Raw genomic sequence first — 18265 nt, 5'->3', positions numbered from 1 at the left:
GAGTGGAAGGTTTGAGAAAATGAAAATTGATCGATTGCTTTCTATCGTCATCTTGCTGTTAAAAAGAAATAGAATACAAGCAAAGGAGCTCGCTGATTTGTATGAGGTTTCGATCCGGACGATTTATAGAGATATTGAAGCGATTAGTTTAGCTGGTATCCCCGTAGTAACTTATCAGGGAGCAGGTGGGGGAATCGGCTTGATGGAAGGCTATCGTCTGGATCGCAGCATGCTGACGGAACACGATATTAAGGACATTGTAATGGGCTTGCAGAGTTTGTCCTCGTCGTTGGGCGGTCCCAATGTATCCCGGTTGCTTCATAAATTTGAAAGCATTATCCCAGAGTCTGAGAAAGAGCAATTTAGTGTACGTACCACACAGTTCATTGTCGATCATTCGGGATGGGGAAATCAGGCTGTACAGGAAGCTAAACTAAAAAAGGTAAAAGAGGCAATGAGTCAAGCATGCACGCTTGCTTTTACCTATCGAAATGCCGAAGGAACCAGAACGGAACGGAATGTAGAACCGCATACGCTTGTGCTGAAAGGGCAACAGTGGTTTTTATATGCGTATTGCCCCGACAGGGAGCAGTTTCGCTTGTTCAAGCTATCTCGTATGAGTGAGCCTGTAGTTACAGAGACGTCTTTCACCCGCAGGGACCTTTCCTATGAAGTGCTGCCGTGGAATGAGGGACGAATGACCCCATCCAGGGATGTACAACCGTTTACGCTACAGTTTAACCGCAACTCCAGACATCTGGCGGAGGACTGGTTTGGGGTGGAAGCATTGACCGAGCAAGAGGAAGGGATCTATACGGTTTCGGTACCGTTTCCCGAGGATACGTGGTTGTACGGATTTATTTTAAGCTTGGGACCAGATGTGATTGTCAAGGAACCAGCCCATTTGCGAGACAAGATTCATCAGATGGCATTGCGTATTGCGTCTAATTATGAAGAGGGTCAGTAATTATTAGAATAAACCTTAGATTAAAAGTAAAACAAACCTGACCCATAGTTGTCAGGTTTGTTTCGTTATACTGGTGGCATACCTAATACGAATTGGCGAAAGGGGATTTAGGAGAATGGATAAAGCTTGTCAAAGTTGCGGGATGCCGCTGGAGCATGAGGATCAATACGGAACGGATGCACAACATCATAAAACAGATGAGTATTGCAAGTATTGTTACCAGGAGGGTGCATATGTACAGCCAGACTTGACAATGGAGGGAATGATTCAGCAGTGTGTGCCTATTATGGTAGAGGAGGGGATGCAGAAAGAAGAAGCGACTTCGATGCTGCATAATTACCTGCCCTATTTAAAGCGGTGGCGGTCTTCAGAAGATGCGACGCATACAATGAATGGACCCATTCGGGAGGAATATCGAGGCAGTATCCGTTTGGTTGGGATGAAAGCACGTACCCATAATCAGAAGGAACAAACATCTCAAGGAATCATTCCAGGCATGTGGGAACGTTTCTGGAGTGAGGACGTGTCTGGTCGTATTCGAAACGACGAGGGATCTGCTGCTGTCTATGGTTGTTATACTGACTATGAAAATGGGGCTTTGGGCGAGTATACATTTTTTATCGGAAAGGAAGCGGCTGGGGATTTCCAGACTCCTGACGATCTTGAAGAACTCGTAATTCCGGCTGCACGCTACGCTATTTTTCAGGCAACCCATGAACCTTCTTCTGTCTTCCGTGTATGGCAGACAATTTGGGCATGGGCTGCGACAAAACAAGTGGAGAGGACCTACACAGGTGATTTTGAAGTGTATGGCAATCCAGATGAGCCCGTTTTGATTTATATTGCAATCAAGTGATGATTCACAGTGCTAGAAGAGAACCGCCTAGGCCGTTGTTGAGGTCTAGGTGGTTTTTCGTTGATCCAATCCGGGTTTTACGATTAAGCTGAACGTCGAGTCACTACCCAGAAAATGAGAGCCAGAGCACTGACGCCAGCCCCCAATAGACAGACTCCGCTCCACCCAGCATAGGTATACATGTGAGTCGAGGCAATGGCTCCAGTGGCGCTGCCGATGGAATAAAATATCATGTAGCCTGCGGTAAGTCGGCTTCGTGCCTCAGGGCGAACGTTGAAAATCAAGCTCTGGTTAGTGACATGTACAGCCTGTACGGCCAAATCCAGAAGAATGACGCCAAGAGCTAAAGCAAATAGAGAATGCTCGGTGTAGCGTATAGGCAGCCAGGATAGCAGCAATACAACTAGTGCGGTACCTGTCGTTCGTTGTCCCAAGCCTTGATCAACAAGCCGTCCTGCTTGTGCAGCTGCAAATGCTCCGGCGACCCCAGCCAGGCCGAAGGCCCCAATAGCAGTATGTGAAAGAGACAATGGGGGAGCACTGAGAGGCAATACAAGTGAAGTCCACAATATGCTGAACGCTGTGAAAATGAGCAGTGCAAGGACAGCACGAATACGCAAAATTCGTTCTTGGACGAACAGTGCGATAACCGAGCGAAGCAGCTGAGCGTAGGAAAGTGTGGCGCGTGAGGGTTCGTTCTTTGGGAGCACTCGCAACAGAGCTACAGCCATAAACAGTGTTAGTGTAGCAGAAACAAGGTAAACTGAACGCCAGCCTGCCAGATCGGTTAATACACCAGCAACGATTCGTGCCAGCAAAATGCCGATAACGACTCCGCTGGTTACCAGCCCTACGACCTGCCCGCGTTCTGTCGGATGAGCCAAGGTCGAGGCGAAAGCCACGAGTGTTTGAGTCACCACAGCCAGCAGTCCGACCATCGCCATTCCGATAAGCAGTATGGTACGGGTAGGAGCAAAGCTAACCACAATTAATGCCAGTACGGATAGCAGCATTTGGCCTGTAATTAATCGTCGCCGATTCAAAAGATCGCCAAGCGGGACGAGCAGCAGAAGTCCCAGCGCATAGCAAATTTGTGTGACGGTAATAACGAAACCAACCGATGAGTGTGTAATGCCAAACTCGTGCGCCAGCGCATCCAGTAAGGGCTGTGCATAGTAAATGTTAGCGACAGCCAGCCCGCAGGCTATAGCAAACAAAAGTGCCACAGATCGAGACAGGACACGAACAGGGGCTGTTTCCGCAGTGTTGGCTATCGCTTGGTTGGGAAGGAGGAGCGCTTTTTCTTTTGACGTCTTCATTTTCACATACCACGTCGCTTTCTGTAATTTATGTACCGATCAATATAATATACTGATCGGTACATAATGATTTTAGGTCAATATAACTTTCATTAATACGATATGTCAAGAGTTTAACCTACAAATATTTGACATCTTCCTCGGGCAAACGTACAATTTTAATATACTGATCGATACGAAAAAAGGGGGTAAAATATGGCTCGTTCACGGGAATTTGATGAAGATCAAGCATTGAATGCAGCGATGCAAGTTTTTTGGGAAAAGGGATTCGAGGCCACATCTTTAAGCGATTTAACTTCCCGTATGGGAATACAGCGCCCCAGCATGTATGCAGCCTTTGGGGATAAAAAGCAATTATTTGAAGCTGCGCTGCGTAAATATACGCAATCTCATGCTGCACATGTAAGGGCGGAAATGCAAAGCAGCTCGTCTGTAAAACAGGCATTTTCCAATTTTTTTAAAGGCATTGTGGCAGAGGAGTACGAGAATGGAATTAATAGAGGATGCTTTTGTATTAATACGATGGTAGAATTAGCTCCCCATGATGAGAAATTTGAAATTTTAACCAGAGAACATCAAATGTATCTATCTGCCGTCTTTCAGGAGACCCTCGAACGAGGTATTCAATCTGGGGAGCTTGGGGTAACTATAGATGCACGAGCTTTGGCGCATACGTTGGTCTCTTTGTTAATCGGAATTACCGTGATGATGAAGTCACGCCCAGCGCGTTCTTTTGTGGATCATACGGTTGCGACAGCACTTATGTTGCTGGATGGAAAGTAACTTAGGAAGGGAGAGCACCTAGATGTCGCAGATAAAAGCTATTCAAACGCCGCTTGGTGAGTTGCATGGACGGGATGCAGTCTATTTGGATCATGTGTATATGAATTATGCGAAGAAAGAGCTGGTTTTAAAGGGAGAAATTAATGGCGGGTTGGCGCCTGAGGCAGTAGACGATTTTGTCCCCTATGAGCTTATATTTACAGAAGTTTACTACTTTAATATGATTGAACTGGATGTGGCTTTAAGTATGTCTGAGCAAAAGTATACGCAAGGTAGCTGTTTTGATGAGCTTACTGATACGCCTTTATTGGCTGCAATAGCTAGTGCACGGGGGAAAGATCTAAAACACTTTCTGCTGAAAACCTATGACGATATATTCGAAATCGCTTGTAGAGACTATAAGATGACTATATAAATAAAGCTGACTTTTAGAAGAGGAGGGGGATCGATGGATATCGAAATTGAACTATTTAACGTGAAAATACGGGTGGTGCAAGGGGATATTACCCGTTGTAAGACGGATATTATTGTCAATGCGGCAAATACAAGCTTGCTGGGTGGCGGTGGTGTAGATGGTGCGATTCATAGAGCTGGCGGTCCGACTATTTTGGAAGATTGTGTCCGCATTAGAAACAAGCAAGGAGGATGTCCGGTAGGAGGCGCGGTTTATACAACAGCTGGCATGCTCGATGCCCAATATGTTATTCATACCGTCGGCCCTGTATGGAATGGTGGCGACCATCATGAAGAAGAGCTATTGGCGACATGCTACCGTCATACACTGCAATTAGCTTTAGAGCTGAATGCACGCAGCATTGCTTTTCCCAATATCAGCACAGGCATCTACCGATTTCCGAAAGAAAAGGCCGCCGAGATTGCTATACAGGAAGTGACACGTTTTGTACAGGAGCATACTGGTTTGAATGAGATTATTTTTGTTTGTTTTGATATAGAAAATGCTCAGTTATACAGCCGCAAGTTACAGTCATCTAAAGATTAATTTATTATTATACATACTTAAGCTCCTCATTTAACTTGCTCATACGCATTGATTAATTTGATGTAAAGAAATGCTCAACTGGAGGTGTGCGATGCTGGCTAAGCTGGTAAATAAAATCCCGCGGGATTGGCTTGTATTTATGTATAAGCATACACCGTTCACTCGATTAAAAAATGCATTGGTGTACCAGGCACAACATAAATTTTTAGTTGCTGTGTTGGGCATTTTTACGAATAATGCCGGGGAAGTGCTGCTATTAAAGCACGTATATCGGAAGCAGCCGTGGGGGATTCCCGGCGGCTGGATGGAGCTAGAGCAGCCGGGAACTGCCTTACGGCGCGAAGTCCAGGAAGAAACTGGGCTGGAGGTAGAGATCACCTCATTAGTGCAAGCCCAGTTTGGACAGATGCCGAACCGTGTAGATCTTATTTTTACAGGCCGGGTGATCCCGGGGACCTTTCGACCAAGCGCTGAAATCTCCGACATTTGTTACTGCCGTGTGGGGGAATGGCCGGAAGGTTTGCCAGCACACCAGAAAAAGCTTATTCAGAAGCTGGTGAAATAGTGTTCATTCCCTACTCATATTTATTTCATGGTAGGGAAAATGGATTTACAGGCGTTTCAAAAATACGCTGATGCGTTCCAGAGCCATTTCCAACTGTTCACGCGATGATGCATATGAACAGCGGATAAAGCCTTCGCCGCCTGGGCCAAATGCGGAACCGGGAACCGTTATAACTCCTTGTTCTTCCAACAATCGCTTGGCAAACTGCTCTGAGCTTAACCCTGTGTGTGTAATGGAGGGAAAAGCATAGAAGGCACCGTTTGGTTCATGGCATGGAAGTCCTGTCTGACAGAGGCTGGCAACGAACCATTTTCTACGTTGATTGTAGGATTCCATCATACGATCTTTCTCCTCCAGCCCGTAGCGCAGGGATTCAATTGCAGCAATTTGTCCGATAATAGGGGCACACATAGCTGTATATTGATGGATTTTCAGCATGGCTGAAATCAACTCTTTTGGACCGCATACATAGCCGACCCTCCAGCCCGTCATGGCAAATGCCTTGGAAAAGCCGCTGATCAGCAGGGTGCGTTCTTTCATTCCTGGCAGAGCAGCGAAGCTTACATGCTGCTGCTCATAGGTCAATTCAGCATAAATTTCGTCCGATATGACGATCAGGTTATGCTCCTCAACCAGACGGGCAATGGGCAGCCAATCCTCATAGGTCATCACTCCTCCAGTCGGGTTGTTCGGATAACAGAGAATCAGCACTTTGGATCGTGGAGTCAGCTTGGATTTCAGCGCCTCAGCTGTCAGCTTAAACTGCTGGTCAGCAGATGTTTCAACCGTTACGGTATGTCCTCCGTTCAAAAACGTGATAGGCGAATACGAAATATAACAAGGAGCCGGTATAAGTATTTCATCGTGTGCTGTGATGAGGGCGCGTAGCGCCAGATCCAAAGCTTCACTGCTGCCAACAGTGACCATAATTTCATCTGCCGGGTTGTAGGATGTGCTGAAGCTGCTCTCCAGATATCCGGCAATTTCCTCGCGAAGCTCAGGAAGACCAGCATTGGGTGTGTATGAGGTTTTGCCATTTTCCAGTGCTGTGATACAGGCCTTTCTCACATGTTGAGGGGTTACAAAGTCTGGTTCACCGACACCAAGCGATACGACATCTGTTCTGCCTGTACTATATTCAAAAAACTTACGGATGCCTGAAGGCGGCATTTCCCGTACAGCCGGAGTCAAGAAATCAGTTATAGATACTGCTGTCGATACATTAATCATGTTGCTTCCTCCTTTTTGAAAAACAAAAAAACCCGCCCCTGTAAAAGGGACGAGTTTATACCCGTGTTACCACCCTAGTTTCATTCCATAGGAAATGACACTCTGTTCACGTATCCATCAATACGTGTTCCGGTTAACGCTGGAAAGGCGGCAGAGCTTACTTCAGGTTCAGCCCGCTTCTCAGAGATGGCGTTCAGCTACCCTCGGAATGTTGGCTTTCACCTGCCCCAACTCTCTGCAAATCCGCTGTATAGCTTACTCGTTCTCGTCATTGAAATTTGTTCCGTATCAATTTAGGTGTAATTATAAGCACAACATTTCAGAATGGCAAGAATTTTTTTTAAATCTAAAAGACAGGGACATCATCATTGACGACTGGAAGATAACGTATATAGTGGTATCAAGGGGGATTTCACCCCAAAATCCGCTGTGTTAAGACTATATTGGCTAGAGAGGGATGGTGTCCATATGAACGTATTTGAAGGCTTTAACGGCAAGGTTTTGCCTGAAGGGTGGGGGTGGATCAACGAACCAACCGTATGGAGCTTCGATGAATCCAAGGCTTTACAAGTTTCTGCACCTTCACAGGCAGATTTTTTTAGAGATCCGTCCGGGGCAGTTATCCAATCGTCCGCTCCTTTTTTACATACCACCCTTCAAGGAGATTTTACAATCTGGACGAGGGTTCGTGTCGATATGAAGCAGCCTTATGATTCAGGATGCTTGATGGTGATGGCTGATGATACTCATTGGGCTAAGGTATGCTTTGAATATTTTGAAAATACTCCCTCGATCCTGAGTGTGGTCACACGGGATACATCCGATGATTGTATATCGGGGGCCATGGATGCTTCTAATCCTTATTTGCGAGTAACACGGGCTGGAAATTGCTTTGCTTTTCATTATTCACTGGATGGTCAGCATTGGAAACTGGCGAGATATTTTGGGATGAATGTTCCCAGCCAGCTCAAAGTTGGGGTTGTCGCACAATCTCCGGTAGGGGAAGGTTGTAATGTTACCTTTGAAGCTTTGACGATAACAAACCATGTGCCCGAGGATATTCGAAACGTGGAATAACAAAAGCCCCCTCTCTAAATGTGAAAGCGCTATAAGAAAAAGTTAGGAACACGTAAATACGTGTTATTGGGCAGGAGGTAGATGGAAGCTTGCTGTTAAGAAGGAAGGGCTACAAGCTGCCCGGTTTGCTGGGAGTGTTGCTTGTAGCTACGTTGGGCTGTTTCGGACTCATTATGTATTTACAGTCCACAAGCGGGACGAGGATGTATCAATTTCTATACTGGGACATTTTTCTGGCATGGGTTCCAGTGTTTATTTCTTTGCTAATGGTGGCATTAACCAAATTGCGCAATGCAAAAGCGAAAAATATTCTTTTGTTTTTTGCCGCATGGGTATGGTTGTTTTTTCTGCCGAATGCTCTTTATTTAGTGACCGAGTTACTCCATGCATTCCGTTTTTACGATGTGAATCCTGATACGCGTTTTTGGTTGAACACACAATTCTGGTTAATCGTATTTACGTCCTTTTCAGCTGCTGGGATTGGTCTTTTTCTTACATCTCTATGTGTATTGGTGATCCACCGTATGTTGAGGAAGATTTGTTCAGGCTGGCTTGCATGGGGAATAGCCTTGGTCATGTTGTTGCTGACCAGCATAGGCGTATATATAGGCAGATTTGCACGCTTGAATAGTTGGGATGTGTTGTTACAGCCGCTGGTGCTCCTGGCGGATATTTGGAGATGGGTAATATATGCCGGGGATAAACTACATTTGTTGTCCTTTAGCTGGCTCGTGTTTGGGATGGCGCTCATTTTTTATCTATTTATTTATATCTCCCTAAATGAAGACTAGGATTTTTGGCCGAAGACATGTATTCAATGAATACAGGCTTCGGCCTTTTGACCTGTGACAAGTTCAGGAGTTGGAGTCATCCTCTCCATGTACATCGTAAAGCACGCGCACAAGCAGATCCTGACTGAAATTTCCGAACCTTTTACCAAAAATAGTGAGCCCCCCTTTGTTCTGCGATTGGTCGGATACGGATAAACGCAGCGTAATATCGCTTTTGTAATCAAGTCCGATATCGTCTATGGTGACCTCTGATATACGGCACCCGTCAATGAAGCTTCCTTGCTGATTGATGCGAATTAACTTTAGCATGCCGTATTGGTTCAAGTGTGGAGGCCACCAATCGGGATTAAGGACCCCGGGAACGGCCCCAAAATCGCCTGGGCTTGTCCAATGACCGATGGCAATACCATTTATATGAAAACAAATATCAGACGGATAGTCCTCACAATAACACGGTGCTTCTGATCCAAGCTCTGCGGAAAATTGAATCTCGCTAAAGGATTGATTTACTTTCAAGTAGTTAGGAATGCGGTATTCCAAAAAGCCGTCTGCCATCCAAATCATTTCAGAATCCAATCGCGCGGGATCTGCAAAATAGCGTGGATCATCAAAATCACCGATAATGCTGTCTTTGGTCACTAATCCACAAGTAGGAACTGCCTGGTAGTTACTATAATGACCGATACGAATTTCCACCTCATATACATTTTTTTGTTCTCTGCTGCGCAGATCTACCATTAGTTTTTCCTTATTCAAATAACACATCTTTCGAGTCCCATGTTTACCGCTCACAGTATTGATTTCCACAAGTCCGCATTCTTCCAGCTTGCGAATATGCATCGTAATGGTACCGTTGCTTAAATGAAGCTTGCTTGCAATATCATTCATACTTTGTCCCTGAACAGCAAGTAGCTCAAGAATTTGAATGCGGATTTCCGAGCCCAATGCTTTGAAAATATCTAACCCCGACATTAAGTTCTTAATATAAATCATATCTATAGCCCTTCCTTATCCATAATAATGTAATGTAAGCGCTTATATTTTTACTTTGATTTATGTTAAAATAAATTCATAAAGAAGTAAACTGCTTTCTGTAAATTTTTTTTACTAAAAAAGTGGAGAGGATAATTGAATCTACAATAAGATCCTTTTTCGTAAACATACATCGTAAATAAGTCAAATTTATTGGTTTTTAAAGCGGTTGTAAACTTAAATACGACTTAATTTTGCTTTTTAGGTTACCCCAATCTATGTTTTATAATTATTTAAAAAGATTGAAAAATGCATTGACGAACCGCAGAATGGCATGCTATATTCTATTTGTAAACGAATTCATTATTGATAAAGGTAAATGTTAATTATATGGTGCATGAGAGGGATGATAATCACAGCGGCAATCAACAACGGGTTGTGTACCGCACAGTTAAAGATTAGGCCGAGTGGCATGAAGTTATTTTAACATTTAATGTGTATGCGGTTTCATTTAATTTTAGGAGGGGTCGCGTTGACAAAGAAAAAAGGTTTTGCACTAACAATGGTTGTTCTGTTGTTGATGGTTGCTGCACTGGCAGGCTGTAGTGGAGGAAGTTCCAGTAGCGATGGAAGCAAGGAATTGACTTTCATGTTCCGTGGAGGAACGGATGAGCAGAAGGCTTATAAGGATGTTATCAAAAAATTTGAAGAAGAACATCCTGGTGTAAAGGTTAAAATGGTCGTGACAGCAGCAGATCAATATGCTACAAAGCTTAGAGCTGCAATTACAGGTAACAATCTTCCAGATATCTTCTATTTTGCCCCTGGAGATTTGAAAGCTTATGTCAACAGTGGGGTGTTGAAGGATCTGACACCTTATATTGAGAAGAGCAAGGATATAAATCTGGATAACATTTGGAAATACGGTGTGGATTTGTATCGCTATGACGGTAAAATGGCCGGTCAAGGAAATATTTACGGTATGCCGAAGGACTTGGGTCCATTCGCCCTGGGTTATAACAAAACCATGTTTGAAAAGGCAGGCGTTCCATTGCCTGACAAAGACAAGCCGTATACATGGGATGAATTCATCAAGGTTAACCAAGAGTTGACCAAAGATACTAATGGCGACGGCAAGCCAGATCAATACGGTACAGGCTTTAACGTTCAATGGGCATTGCAAGCCTTTGTATGGAGTAATGGCGCTGATTGGCTGGATGAGAGCAAAACCAAAGTAACGATTGATGATCCGAAATTTGCGGAAGCGCTTCAGTTCTTTGCTGATATGCAAAACAAATATAAAATCACACCTGGTATTGAACAATCACAAACATTGGACACATATCAACGCTGGATGAAGGGCGAAATGGCCTTCTTCCCGGTAGGACCTTGGGATATGAGTACATTTGAAAAGCTGCCATTCGAATATGATTTGTTGCCTTTCCCAACAGGATCGACTGGCAAACCGGCAACATGGATTGGTTCTCTGGGTATCGGTGTTTCCTCTAAAACAAAATATCCGGATGAAGCTGTAGAACTGGTTAACTATCTGACTACTTCCAAGGAAGGCATGAAGCAGCTCGTAGATGCCAAGGTACAGATTCCGAATCTGCTGGATATGGCTGATGAATGGGCTAAAGATACAAAAACAAAGCCTAACAACAAACAGGAATTTATTGATATCGTAAATGACTATGGACGTTCTTTACCAGGAAACTATACGTATAACGCAGAATGGTACGATATTTTCTTCACAGATATTCAACCTGTGCTGGATGGCAAAATTACGGCAGCAGATTATGTGAAACAAGAACAACCAAAGATGCAGAAACTGCTGGATAAAGCGGTGGAGCAAGAGAAAAAATCACAGAAATAATGCGTAAATAGAGGAAAAAAGGATGATGTTAGTGGCTGAATATCATGCTGCTAACATCATCTTCATTCCAAATCAGAAACAGAGGTGAGCCCTGTGATAACCAAATCTAATCTCTACCGCAAAGAGAAGATATATGGATACTTATTTATTCTTCCGCCTATTCTCGGTCTGCTAATCTTCACGTTGTTCCCGTTTGTCTATTCGTTATACGGCTCTTTTACAGACTGGGACGGATTGGGACAAATGAACTTTATTGGATTTGATAATTTTAAAGATTTATTTAGCGATGAACTCTTTTACAAGTCGATGTACAATACTCTTTTCTTAATGTTGGGTATTCCAATCGGTCTTGTACTAGCTTTGTTGCTGGCACTGGGGCTGAATCGCAAAATTCCAGGTACAACGACATTTCGAGTGATTTATTATATCCCGGTCATTTCTTCGTTGGCTGCCGTTTCTATTATGTGGAACTGGGCTTACAACGGAGATTATGGTTTGGTGAACCAATTCCTTGAGCTGTTCGGTATTAAGGGACCTAACTGGCTGATGGATAAGGATACAGTCAAACCAGCCCTGATTCTCATGACCGTATGGAAAGGTCTCGGTTATACAATGTTGCTATATCTGGCTGCACTGCAAAGTGTCTCTCGCTCTTATTATGAAGCAGCAGAGCTGGACGGAGCTAGCGGATTCCAAATGTTCCGCAATATTACATGGCCAATGGTGAAACCTGTAACCTTCTTTCTGGTCGTTACCAACATTATTGGTGGTTCGCAAATCTTTACTGAAATGAACATTATGACACCTACAGGGGGTCCGGAATATTCATCCGCCTCGATTGTCTTCTATATTTGGGATAAGGCATTCAAAAACCTGCAAATGGGGTATGCCTCCGCGATGGCTATGATTCTCGGCATCTTCATTTTTATCGTAACTTTGATTCAATTTAAAATGAATGAAAAATCATCCTTTGATGGGGATTGATTTTCGCGGAAAGGAGTGAGGCTGATTATGTCCCATAGTCAAAAAACGAAAGTTACCAATATCATTATTTTTATTGTACTGGCGATTGGAGCGATTGCGATGATCGCGCCGTTGCTTTGGATGTTGTCCACTTCGGTAAAAGAAAAGCAGGATGTCTTTGCACTTCCACCCGTATGGATACCTGAGGTGTTTCAGTTTGGTAAGTACAAGGAAATTTGGGAAGCGGGACCTCTGTTAAGCGGGATCAAGAACAGTGTGATTGTGGCTGTAAGTGTTACGGTTGTAGGTACTTTTACATCTAGTGTGGCCGCTTTTGCATTCGCGAAGCTGAGATTCCCTCATAAAAATAAACTGTTTTTAGCACTTATCGCATCCATGATGATTCCTTACCCAACCGTTATGATTCCACAGTTTATGATGTTCTCCAAACTTGGCTGGGTAGATACGCTGTTGCCTTTGATCGTTCCTGGCTTGTTCGGTAATGTGGTTATGATCTTTTTCCTGCGGCAGTATCTGCTCAGTGTACCGGATGCTATTATCGAAGCTGCTAAAATTGACGGAAGCTCTTATTTCCGACTTTATTCGTCGATTACGTTTCCGCTCATTAAGCCGGCAGTTGCGGCACAGCTTATTTTATGGTTTATGGGTATTTGGAACGATTATTTGGCACCGATTATTTACTTGAACTCGCCAGAAACGCAGACATTGCAGCTGGTGATTGCGAACTTTAATGCGACTTACGCCATTCAGACGGACTATCCGCTTATTATGGCAGCTTCCATTATAGCCTTGTTACCTGTATTGATTATATTCCTAATCTTCCAGAAACAAATTATTGAGTCGGTTGCCATTTCAGGGGTCAAGGGTTAATTGACACTTGCACTTGGACGATTCGGATGAAGGATGTAACACAGTCACCCTATGTATTGAGTAAAGGAAGGAGGAGAATAACAGTTATGGTTATGCTGCTAATGCTGGGTCTATCCGGCTGTGGGGATAACACTCCGGACCCTGTATATCCGCAGGCTCCGCCTCCTGATCGCTTGTATGATCAAAGTACGATAGACGATGAACAGCGCTGGACTATTAACAATGCGCATGACCCGGCGATAATCAAAACAGATCAGGGATATTATGTCTATTCGACGGATGTAAAGACAGGTGGAGAGCTGAGGCCGGGTGTCATGGTGCGCAAATCGACCGACCTGATTCACTGGAGCTGGGTTCAGTATGCTTTGCCTGGCATCCCCAAGGAAGCGGGAGCATGGTCATCAGCTACCAATCTGTGGGCTCCAGATGTCATAAAGATGGGCGATACCTATCGAATGTATTATTCTGCCTCCACATTTGGCAGTACACGATCAGCCATTGGATTGCAGACATCCCATTCCCCGGAAGGCCCTTGGAAGGACGAGGGGCTGGTTGTTAAAACAGATGAGCATGACAAGCTAAATGCAATTGATGCTAATCCGGTATTGGATGCCGAAGGAAACCCGTGGATGGTGTATGGATCATTTTTTGGCGGGATTTATATTACACCACTCGATCCCCAGACTGGAAAGCTCAAAGAATCGGGCTATGGTAAAAATATCGCTGCCAGAGATCGGGCTACCGAAGACGGAGCTGTGGAAGGACCGTACATTGTGTACAATCCAAAGTTCCGTAAATACTACTTGTTCGTCTCGTATGATTCTTTGTTCGAAGACTACAATGTTCGCGTTGCCCGGTCCGATTCTATCACAGGTCCGTACGTGGATATGAATGGACATGATATGGCGGATACCACTTATTTGCCTCAATATGAAATTGGAAACAAGGTGCTGGGTGGTTATCGTTTCAGTGAAGGAGAAGGCTGGGTTGCGCCAGGTCATAACTCCGTACTGAAGGACGGAGACGATTACTATATTGTACATCATGCGCGGGGAGAAACGGATAAGAGTTGGCCTTACTTGCATGTGCGCAAAATCTTGTGGACGGCTGATGGCTGGCCTGTCGTATCTCCGGAACGGTATGCGGGCGAAAGGGAGCAGGATATACCCCAAAGACTATTATCCGGCAACTGGGAGCGCATCGTGATCAGACAGGAAATAGACGGTCAGGTGGAAGCTGAACCGCTCCGTCTGGAAGATGGAGGACGGGCAACCAGCGGTTCTCTGGAAGGTCATTGGAGTTTTGATGATAGACGTACGCTAACAATGAATTGGAATGATTCATCTGAAGGAGCAAAAGAAGAATTGCTATTGCTTCCTTCATGGGACTGGGAGCTTGGTCGTCATACTCTAATTTTTACGGGTATGAACGAAAAGGGAATTTCCATCTGGGGAAAACGTATCAGCGATTAATCTTATGAACTACATACTACACATAGAGGAGAGAAAAACCATGAATCAAACTGTATCTTTTAATAATCCGGTCATTGAGCAACGCGCAGACCCTTGGATTTACAAGCATAGTGATGGATATTATTATTTTACTGGGTCTGTGCCAGAGTATGATCGCATTGAGGTACGACGGGCACGTACTATTCAGGGCTTGAATACAGCAGAGCCAGTCGCAGTGTGGCATAAATATGAAACAGGCCCGTTAAGCGCGAACATTTGGGCACCGGAAATTCATTATATTAACGACAAATGGTACATCTACTTTGCAGCAGCTCGTACCACAGAAACGAAGGAAGGTCTGTTCGACCATCGGATGTTCGTACTGGAGAATGCTTCAGCTAATCCTTTGGAAGGCGAATGGGTGGAAAAGGGACAGATCAAAACACGTTGGGAGTCGTTTGCTCTCGATGCGACAACCTTCCAGCATAACGGAGTTCTATATTATGTATGGGCTCAGAAAGACCCGGATATTGTAGGCAATTCCAATTTGTATATTTCTGAAATGAGCAATCCGTGGACGCTGCGCGGTGAGCAAGTCATGATCTCTACACCAGAATATGACTGGGAAGTCATCGGTTTTAAGGTTAATGAAGGAGCTGCGGTTCTGAAACGGAACGGCCGGATTTTTATCAGCTATTCAGCTAGTGCAACAGACCACAATTATTGCATGGGTCTGCTAACGGCGGACGAGAATGCGAATTTGCTTGACCCGAAATCGTGGACTAAGTCTCCTGTGCCGGTATTCTGCACGAATGAGGAGACAGGTCAATTCGGACCTGGTCACAATAGCTTTACAGTTGCTGAGGATGGTAGTGACGTTATCGTATATCACGCCCGGAATTACAAGGAAATTACAGGTGACCCGCTGTATGATCCGAATCGTCATACACGTGTTCAGCGTTTGAATTGGAATGAGGATGGAACACCTGACTTTGGTATTCCGGTGCCAGATGGCGTTTCTGTTGGATAACAGAGTCGGAATATGAATAGATGGTTGACGATGTGCCACACAGCGGCGCTATAATTTTATAAACATCGCAGGAAAATGTTTTTTCTGCGTATAACAACAGTAATAAGATATCTTCGGCCTTAGGGCTGGAAGGTATCTTTTTGCTTTTGCGAGACGAAACGAAGTTACGGGTACTTTAATTAGGGGATGCGAAACACAGAGAAATGTCAACAGAATAATTGAAACAAATGTTTAATATTTTCCACGAGGTGGAAGCTACAAATGTATGGTAAAGTGTAGGGTATACAAGATATTTTCCAAAGTCTCCTGTGCATACCGAATCCGAATCACACGAGGTGAGAAAAATGTTGCAATCGTTAAAAGCCATTGCTAATTACAGGAAAGAAAGTGATCTGGCCTGGGATACACCGACTTGGCTAAAGCTGCTTGTTTCGGCTGAGGAGCGTATTGTAAATTTGGAGCGCATTCGATCCATAGGCGAGTTAAAGGATGCTAATCCTGTGCTGGACTACGTGGAGCGTACGTTGCTTATTTTGGACGGACTTCCATTGTCATTCTGGGTTAAAGAGCTATTGGAGGATGTGTTGGTATGGTCTGAGACAGCCAAAGGAGGAACAGTCCGCGAACGGCTACGCTGGCAGCATGAGGGCATCAATTTATTTGTACATAATATTGGCTCCTCCCAACTGTATGTCAGACAGGCTCAAGCAGAATCCCCTGCTTACCCGCGCAACAGCATGACCCGGATTCTAATTGAGACGCATGGATTAATCGGACAATATATACGGGGAGAAATACCCTTTGCGGAAAATCGACTGCTGCTCGAAATCACTCGCAAGGGCTGGCTAAGCCCGGAGGAATTGGAGCTTGTGTTACGAGCACTGAACGAATGTATAATTGCCGGTGTTGACCCTGCATTATGGGAGCAAGTACGAGGGGAAGTAGAGGAGCTAATCGGCTGGATTGCCTGGGACAACGCACCTGTGGTCTGGAGTGTAAAGGAGCGATTGAAGAGATTGCGGTCGGTTTCGATACATGCAGGGGAGCCGTTTGAGCAGGCTTACGCCGAGCTGGAGCGGGAGCTGAATGTAGAGAAGGCGCTGGCTCCGTTGGAGAATCGGACACTGTGGTATGTAGAATCCGCTTTGCAGGATTTTTCACTTCAAGAACTGGTCAAGGTATTCTTACTCACGTTGAGGGATGGCACAGGACAGGAACAGCCGGCAACGGTACGGCATATCAGTTTTGAATCGCTTATGAATACGATGTATTATGACTATCGTGGTGTTAAGAAAATTAACGTATACAAAAAACGAATGATAGAAAAATACTTAAGCTCACTTTCCTGGCAGGACATTTCAAAGGGAAAACGGAAGCATAATCCTCATTTGAGTGTAACTGTAGAGCATAAAGAGGAGCTGCCAAGTACCGTATTTTTTAATTTTGTATTTTCATCAGCTGCTGAAAAACTGATCGACTTTTGTATTGAGGCAGAAAAGACGCCTCTGTATGACAAAGCAGTTCTGCTGCTGTTTGATCTGTTCGGCTTACGGCGCGATGCTTATGATCGCTTCCACAATGAGGAGACGTACCTTACAGATATGAACCAGACCGTAGATTTCAAAAGGGTCATTCTGGATTATGTGACTGGAACCCGTATACTGGATATCGGACCTGGCGGGGGCGTACTGCTGGACCTGATCGAGCAGGAAAGACCAGACTCGAAGCCGTTGGGGCTTGATATTTCTGTGAATGTGATTGAGGCGCTTAAGCGTAAAAAGCAATTGGAGCACCGCCGTTGGGATGTTATCAAAGGTGATGCGCTTCATCTGGAAGAGTATGTGGAAACGGAGAGCATGGACACGGTTATTTTCTCTTCGATTCTTCACGAGCTGTATTCCTACATCGAACGAGATGGAAAAAGGTTCAATCCACAAACAGTGGAGGCTGCTTTGCAGAGCGCCTATCGTGTACTTGCACCCAGCGGGCGCATTATCATTCGTGACGGTATTATGACCGAACCCGTAGAGCAGCGTAGACGAATTCGATTTTTGGAGCCGGACGGAATGGAATGGCTGCTGCGCTATGCGCAGGATTTTGCAGGTCGCCCCATTGAAATAGAGCGCATAGGTGAGCATGAGGCTGTTTTGCCGGTAAATGATGCAATGGAATTTCTATATACCTATACATGGGGGGCGGAAGCCTATGTGCACGAGGTGCAGGAGCAGTTTGGTTATTTTACTCCGTCACAGTATGAAGAGTGCATTCGTAACACACTTGGATCACAAGCGATTATCCGGGTGAGTCGCCACTATTTGCAGGAGGGCTATGCTGAAGCGTTGTCCAGACGCATTGAGTTCATGGATGAGCAGGGTCAGCCGGTTCCTTTGCCAGACAGCACCTGTCTAATCGTGATTGAGAAGCCAAATGATAGGGATGAAGTAACTGAATGATTTTTAATTTGAACAAGAGAATGCCTTCTGAGCTGTGTCAC

General features: G+C 44.7%; 17 protein-coding genes and 1 other annotated feature. Of the genes, 14 read left to right on the top strand and 3 right to left on the bottom strand.

The genetic code is table 11. From position 1 onward, the window contains the following. Positions 1–19: 19 nt before the first annotated feature. Complete coding sequence (locus ACQQ6X_RS17870; RefSeq protein ID WP_305166422.1) at positions 20–967, top strand: helix-turn-helix transcriptional regulator; 948 nt, start codon at positions 20–22, stop codon at positions 965–967. Positions 968–1082: 115 nt separating this feature from the next. After that, entirely contained in the window at positions 1083–1823 is a 741-nt protein-coding gene (locus ACQQ6X_RS17865) for a zinc ribbon domain-containing protein (protein ID WP_305166421.1), read from the top strand. 83 nt (positions 1824–1906) lie between these two features. On the opposite strand, the gene ACQQ6X_RS17860 is transcribed toward ACQQ6X_RS17865, so the two are convergent. Further along, a complete protein-coding gene (locus ACQQ6X_RS17860) occupies positions 1907–3142 on the bottom strand; it encodes an MFS transporter (protein ID WP_305166420.1) in 1236 nt (411 codons plus the stop codon). 195 nt (positions 3143–3337) lie between these two features. Here ACQQ6X_RS17860 and ACQQ6X_RS17855 point away from each other — a divergent pair, with 195 nt between their 5' ends. The 4 genes from ACQQ6X_RS17855 (at position 3338) to ACQQ6X_RS17840 (ending at position 5490) form a co-directional block, all read left to right on the top strand. Then, positions 3338–3925 carry a TetR/AcrR family transcriptional regulator gene (locus ACQQ6X_RS17855; protein ID WP_305166419.1) on the top strand — a complete coding sequence of 196 codons (588 nt, stop codon included), beginning with the start codon at positions 3338–3340 and terminating at the stop codon, positions 3923–3925. Between the two features lie 22 nt (positions 3926–3947). After that, the gene (locus ACQQ6X_RS17850; RefSeq protein ID WP_305166418.1) at positions 3948–4340 is read left to right on the top strand and encodes a hypothetical protein; all 393 of its coding nucleotides are present in this window, start codon (positions 3948–3950) and stop codon (positions 4338–4340) included. Between the two features lie 33 nt (positions 4341–4373). Further along, on the top strand, positions 4374–4925 hold the full coding sequence (locus ACQQ6X_RS17845) for an O-acetyl-ADP-ribose deacetylase (protein ID WP_305166417.1): 552 nt from the start codon (positions 4374–4376) through the stop codon (positions 4923–4925). Between the two features lie 91 nt (positions 4926–5016). Next, positions 5017–5490, top strand: coding sequence for an NUDIX hydrolase (locus ACQQ6X_RS17840; RefSeq protein ID WP_305166416.1), 474 nt, complete (start codon positions 5017–5019; stop codon positions 5488–5490). 45 nt (positions 5491–5535) lie between these two features. On the opposite strand, the gene ACQQ6X_RS17835 is transcribed toward ACQQ6X_RS17840, so the two are convergent. After that, complete coding sequence (locus ACQQ6X_RS17835) at positions 5536–6720, bottom strand: aminotransferase class I/II-fold pyridoxal phosphate-dependent enzyme (RefSeq protein WP_305166415.1); 1185 nt, start codon at positions 6718–6720, stop codon at positions 5536–5538. 42 nt (positions 6721–6762) lie between these two features. Beyond that, positions 6763–7001: a binding site (T-box leader), on the bottom strand. A gap of 187 nt (positions 7002–7188) precedes the next feature. Here ACQQ6X_RS17835 and ACQQ6X_RS17830 point away from each other — a divergent pair. After that, positions 7189–7797: a DUF1349 domain-containing protein gene (locus ACQQ6X_RS17830; protein ID WP_305166413.1), complete on the top strand. Its 609-nt coding sequence runs from the start codon at positions 7189–7191 to the stop codon at positions 7795–7797. Between the two features lie 89 nt (positions 7798–7886). Further along, positions 7887–8588 carry a DUF1361 domain-containing protein gene (locus ACQQ6X_RS17825; protein ID WP_305166412.1) on the top strand — a complete coding sequence of 234 codons (702 nt, stop codon included), beginning with the start codon at positions 7887–7889 and terminating at the stop codon, positions 8586–8588. A gap of 63 nt (positions 8589–8651) precedes the next feature. Here ACQQ6X_RS17825 and ACQQ6X_RS17820 read toward each other — a convergent pair whose 3' ends face one another. Continuing rightward, on the bottom strand, positions 8652–9581 hold the full coding sequence (locus tag ACQQ6X_RS17820; protein ID WP_305166411.1) for an ArsR/SmtB family transcription factor: 930 nt from the start codon (positions 9579–9581) through the stop codon (positions 8652–8654). 511 nt (positions 9582–10092) lie between these two features. On the opposite strand from ACQQ6X_RS17820, the gene ACQQ6X_RS17815 reads away from it, so the two are divergent. From ACQQ6X_RS17815 to ACQQ6X_RS17790, 6 genes are all read left to right on the top strand, one after another. Next, positions 10093–11436, top strand: a complete 1344-nt coding sequence (locus ACQQ6X_RS17815) for an ABC transporter substrate-binding protein (protein WP_031463271.1) — start codon at positions 10093–10095, stop codon at positions 11434–11436. Positions 11437–11529: 93 nt separating this feature from the next. Continuing rightward, complete coding sequence (locus tag ACQQ6X_RS17810) at positions 11530–12420, top strand: carbohydrate ABC transporter permease (protein WP_013370548.1); 891 nt, start codon at positions 11530–11532, stop codon at positions 12418–12420. Positions 12421–12447: 27 nt separating this feature from the next. Continuing rightward, on the top strand, positions 12448–13290 hold the full coding sequence (locus tag ACQQ6X_RS17805) for a carbohydrate ABC transporter permease (protein ID WP_019686936.1): 843 nt from the start codon (positions 12448–12450) through the stop codon (positions 13288–13290). A gap of 86 nt (positions 13291–13376) precedes the next feature. Continuing rightward, the gene (locus ACQQ6X_RS17800) at positions 13377–14762 is read left to right on the top strand and encodes an arabinan endo-1,5-alpha-L-arabinosidase (protein WP_305166410.1); all 1386 of its coding nucleotides are present in this window, start codon (positions 13377–13379) and stop codon (positions 14760–14762) included. A 40-nt stretch (positions 14763–14802) separates the two neighbouring features. After that, complete coding sequence (locus tag ACQQ6X_RS17795; protein ID WP_305166409.1) at positions 14803–15771, top strand: glycoside hydrolase family 43 protein; 969 nt, start codon at positions 14803–14805, stop codon at positions 15769–15771. Between the two features lie 344 nt (positions 15772–16115). Then, a complete protein-coding gene (locus tag ACQQ6X_RS17790) occupies positions 16116–18224 on the top strand; it encodes a class I SAM-dependent methyltransferase (protein WP_305166408.1) in 2109 nt (702 codons plus the stop codon). Positions 18225–18265: the final 41 nt, after the last annotated feature.

Source organism: Paenibacillus ottowii, from assembly GCF_050516475.1.
Lineage (GTDB): Bacteria > Bacillota > Bacilli > Paenibacillales > Paenibacillaceae > Paenibacillus > Paenibacillus ottowii.
Note: the sequence above shows the minus strand (reverse complement) of the source record. Positions and strands in the feature narration are given on the sequence as shown.

What these genes read in the sequence shown, in the direction of transcription:
- ACQQ6X_RS17860 (WP_305166420.1), bottom strand. Translation starts at nt 3,142, where the DNA reads ATGAAGACGTCAAAAGAAAAAGCGCTCCTCCTTCCCAACCAAGCGATA.
- ACQQ6X_RS17850 (WP_305166418.1), top strand. Translation starts at nt 3,948, where the DNA reads ATGTCGCAGATAAAAGCTATTCAAACGCCGCTTGGTGAGTTGCATGGA.
- ACQQ6X_RS17805 (WP_019686936.1), top strand. Translation starts at nt 12,448, where the DNA reads ATGTCCCATAGTCAAAAAACGAAAGTTACCAATATCATTATTTTTATT.
- ACQQ6X_RS17800 (WP_305166410.1), top strand. Translation starts at nt 13,377, where the DNA reads ATGGTTATGCTGCTAATGCTGGGTCTATCCGGCTGTGGGGATAACACT.
- ACQQ6X_RS17820 (WP_305166411.1), bottom strand. Translation starts at nt 9,581, where the DNA reads ATGATTTATATTAAGAACTTAATGTCGGGGTTAGATATTTTCAAAGCA.
- ACQQ6X_RS17795 (WP_305166409.1), top strand. Translation starts at nt 14,803, where the DNA reads ATGAATCAAACTGTATCTTTTAATAATCCGGTCATTGAGCAACGCGCA.
- ACQQ6X_RS17835 (WP_305166415.1), bottom strand. Translation starts at nt 6,720, where the DNA reads ATGATTAATGTATCGACAGCAGTATCTATAACTGATTTCTTGACTCCG.
- ACQQ6X_RS17830 (WP_305166413.1), top strand. Translation starts at nt 7,189, where the DNA reads ATGAACGTATTTGAAGGCTTTAACGGCAAGGTTTTGCCTGAAGGGTGG.
- ACQQ6X_RS17855 (WP_305166419.1), top strand. Translation starts at nt 3,338, where the DNA reads ATGGCTCGTTCACGGGAATTTGATGAAGATCAAGCATTGAATGCAGCG.
- ACQQ6X_RS17870 (WP_305166422.1), top strand. Translation starts at nt 20, where the DNA reads ATGAAAATTGATCGATTGCTTTCTATCGTCATCTTGCTGTTAAAAAGA.
- ACQQ6X_RS17790 (WP_305166408.1), top strand. Translation starts at nt 16,116, where the DNA reads ATGTTGCAATCGTTAAAAGCCATTGCTAATTACAGGAAAGAAAGTGAT.
- ACQQ6X_RS17845 (WP_305166417.1), top strand. Translation starts at nt 4,374, where the DNA reads ATGGATATCGAAATTGAACTATTTAACGTGAAAATACGGGTGGTGCAA.
- ACQQ6X_RS17865 (WP_305166421.1), top strand. Translation starts at nt 1,083, where the DNA reads ATGGATAAAGCTTGTCAAAGTTGCGGGATGCCGCTGGAGCATGAGGAT.
- ACQQ6X_RS17840 (WP_305166416.1), top strand. Translation starts at nt 5,017, where the DNA reads ATGCTGGCTAAGCTGGTAAATAAAATCCCGCGGGATTGGCTTGTATTT.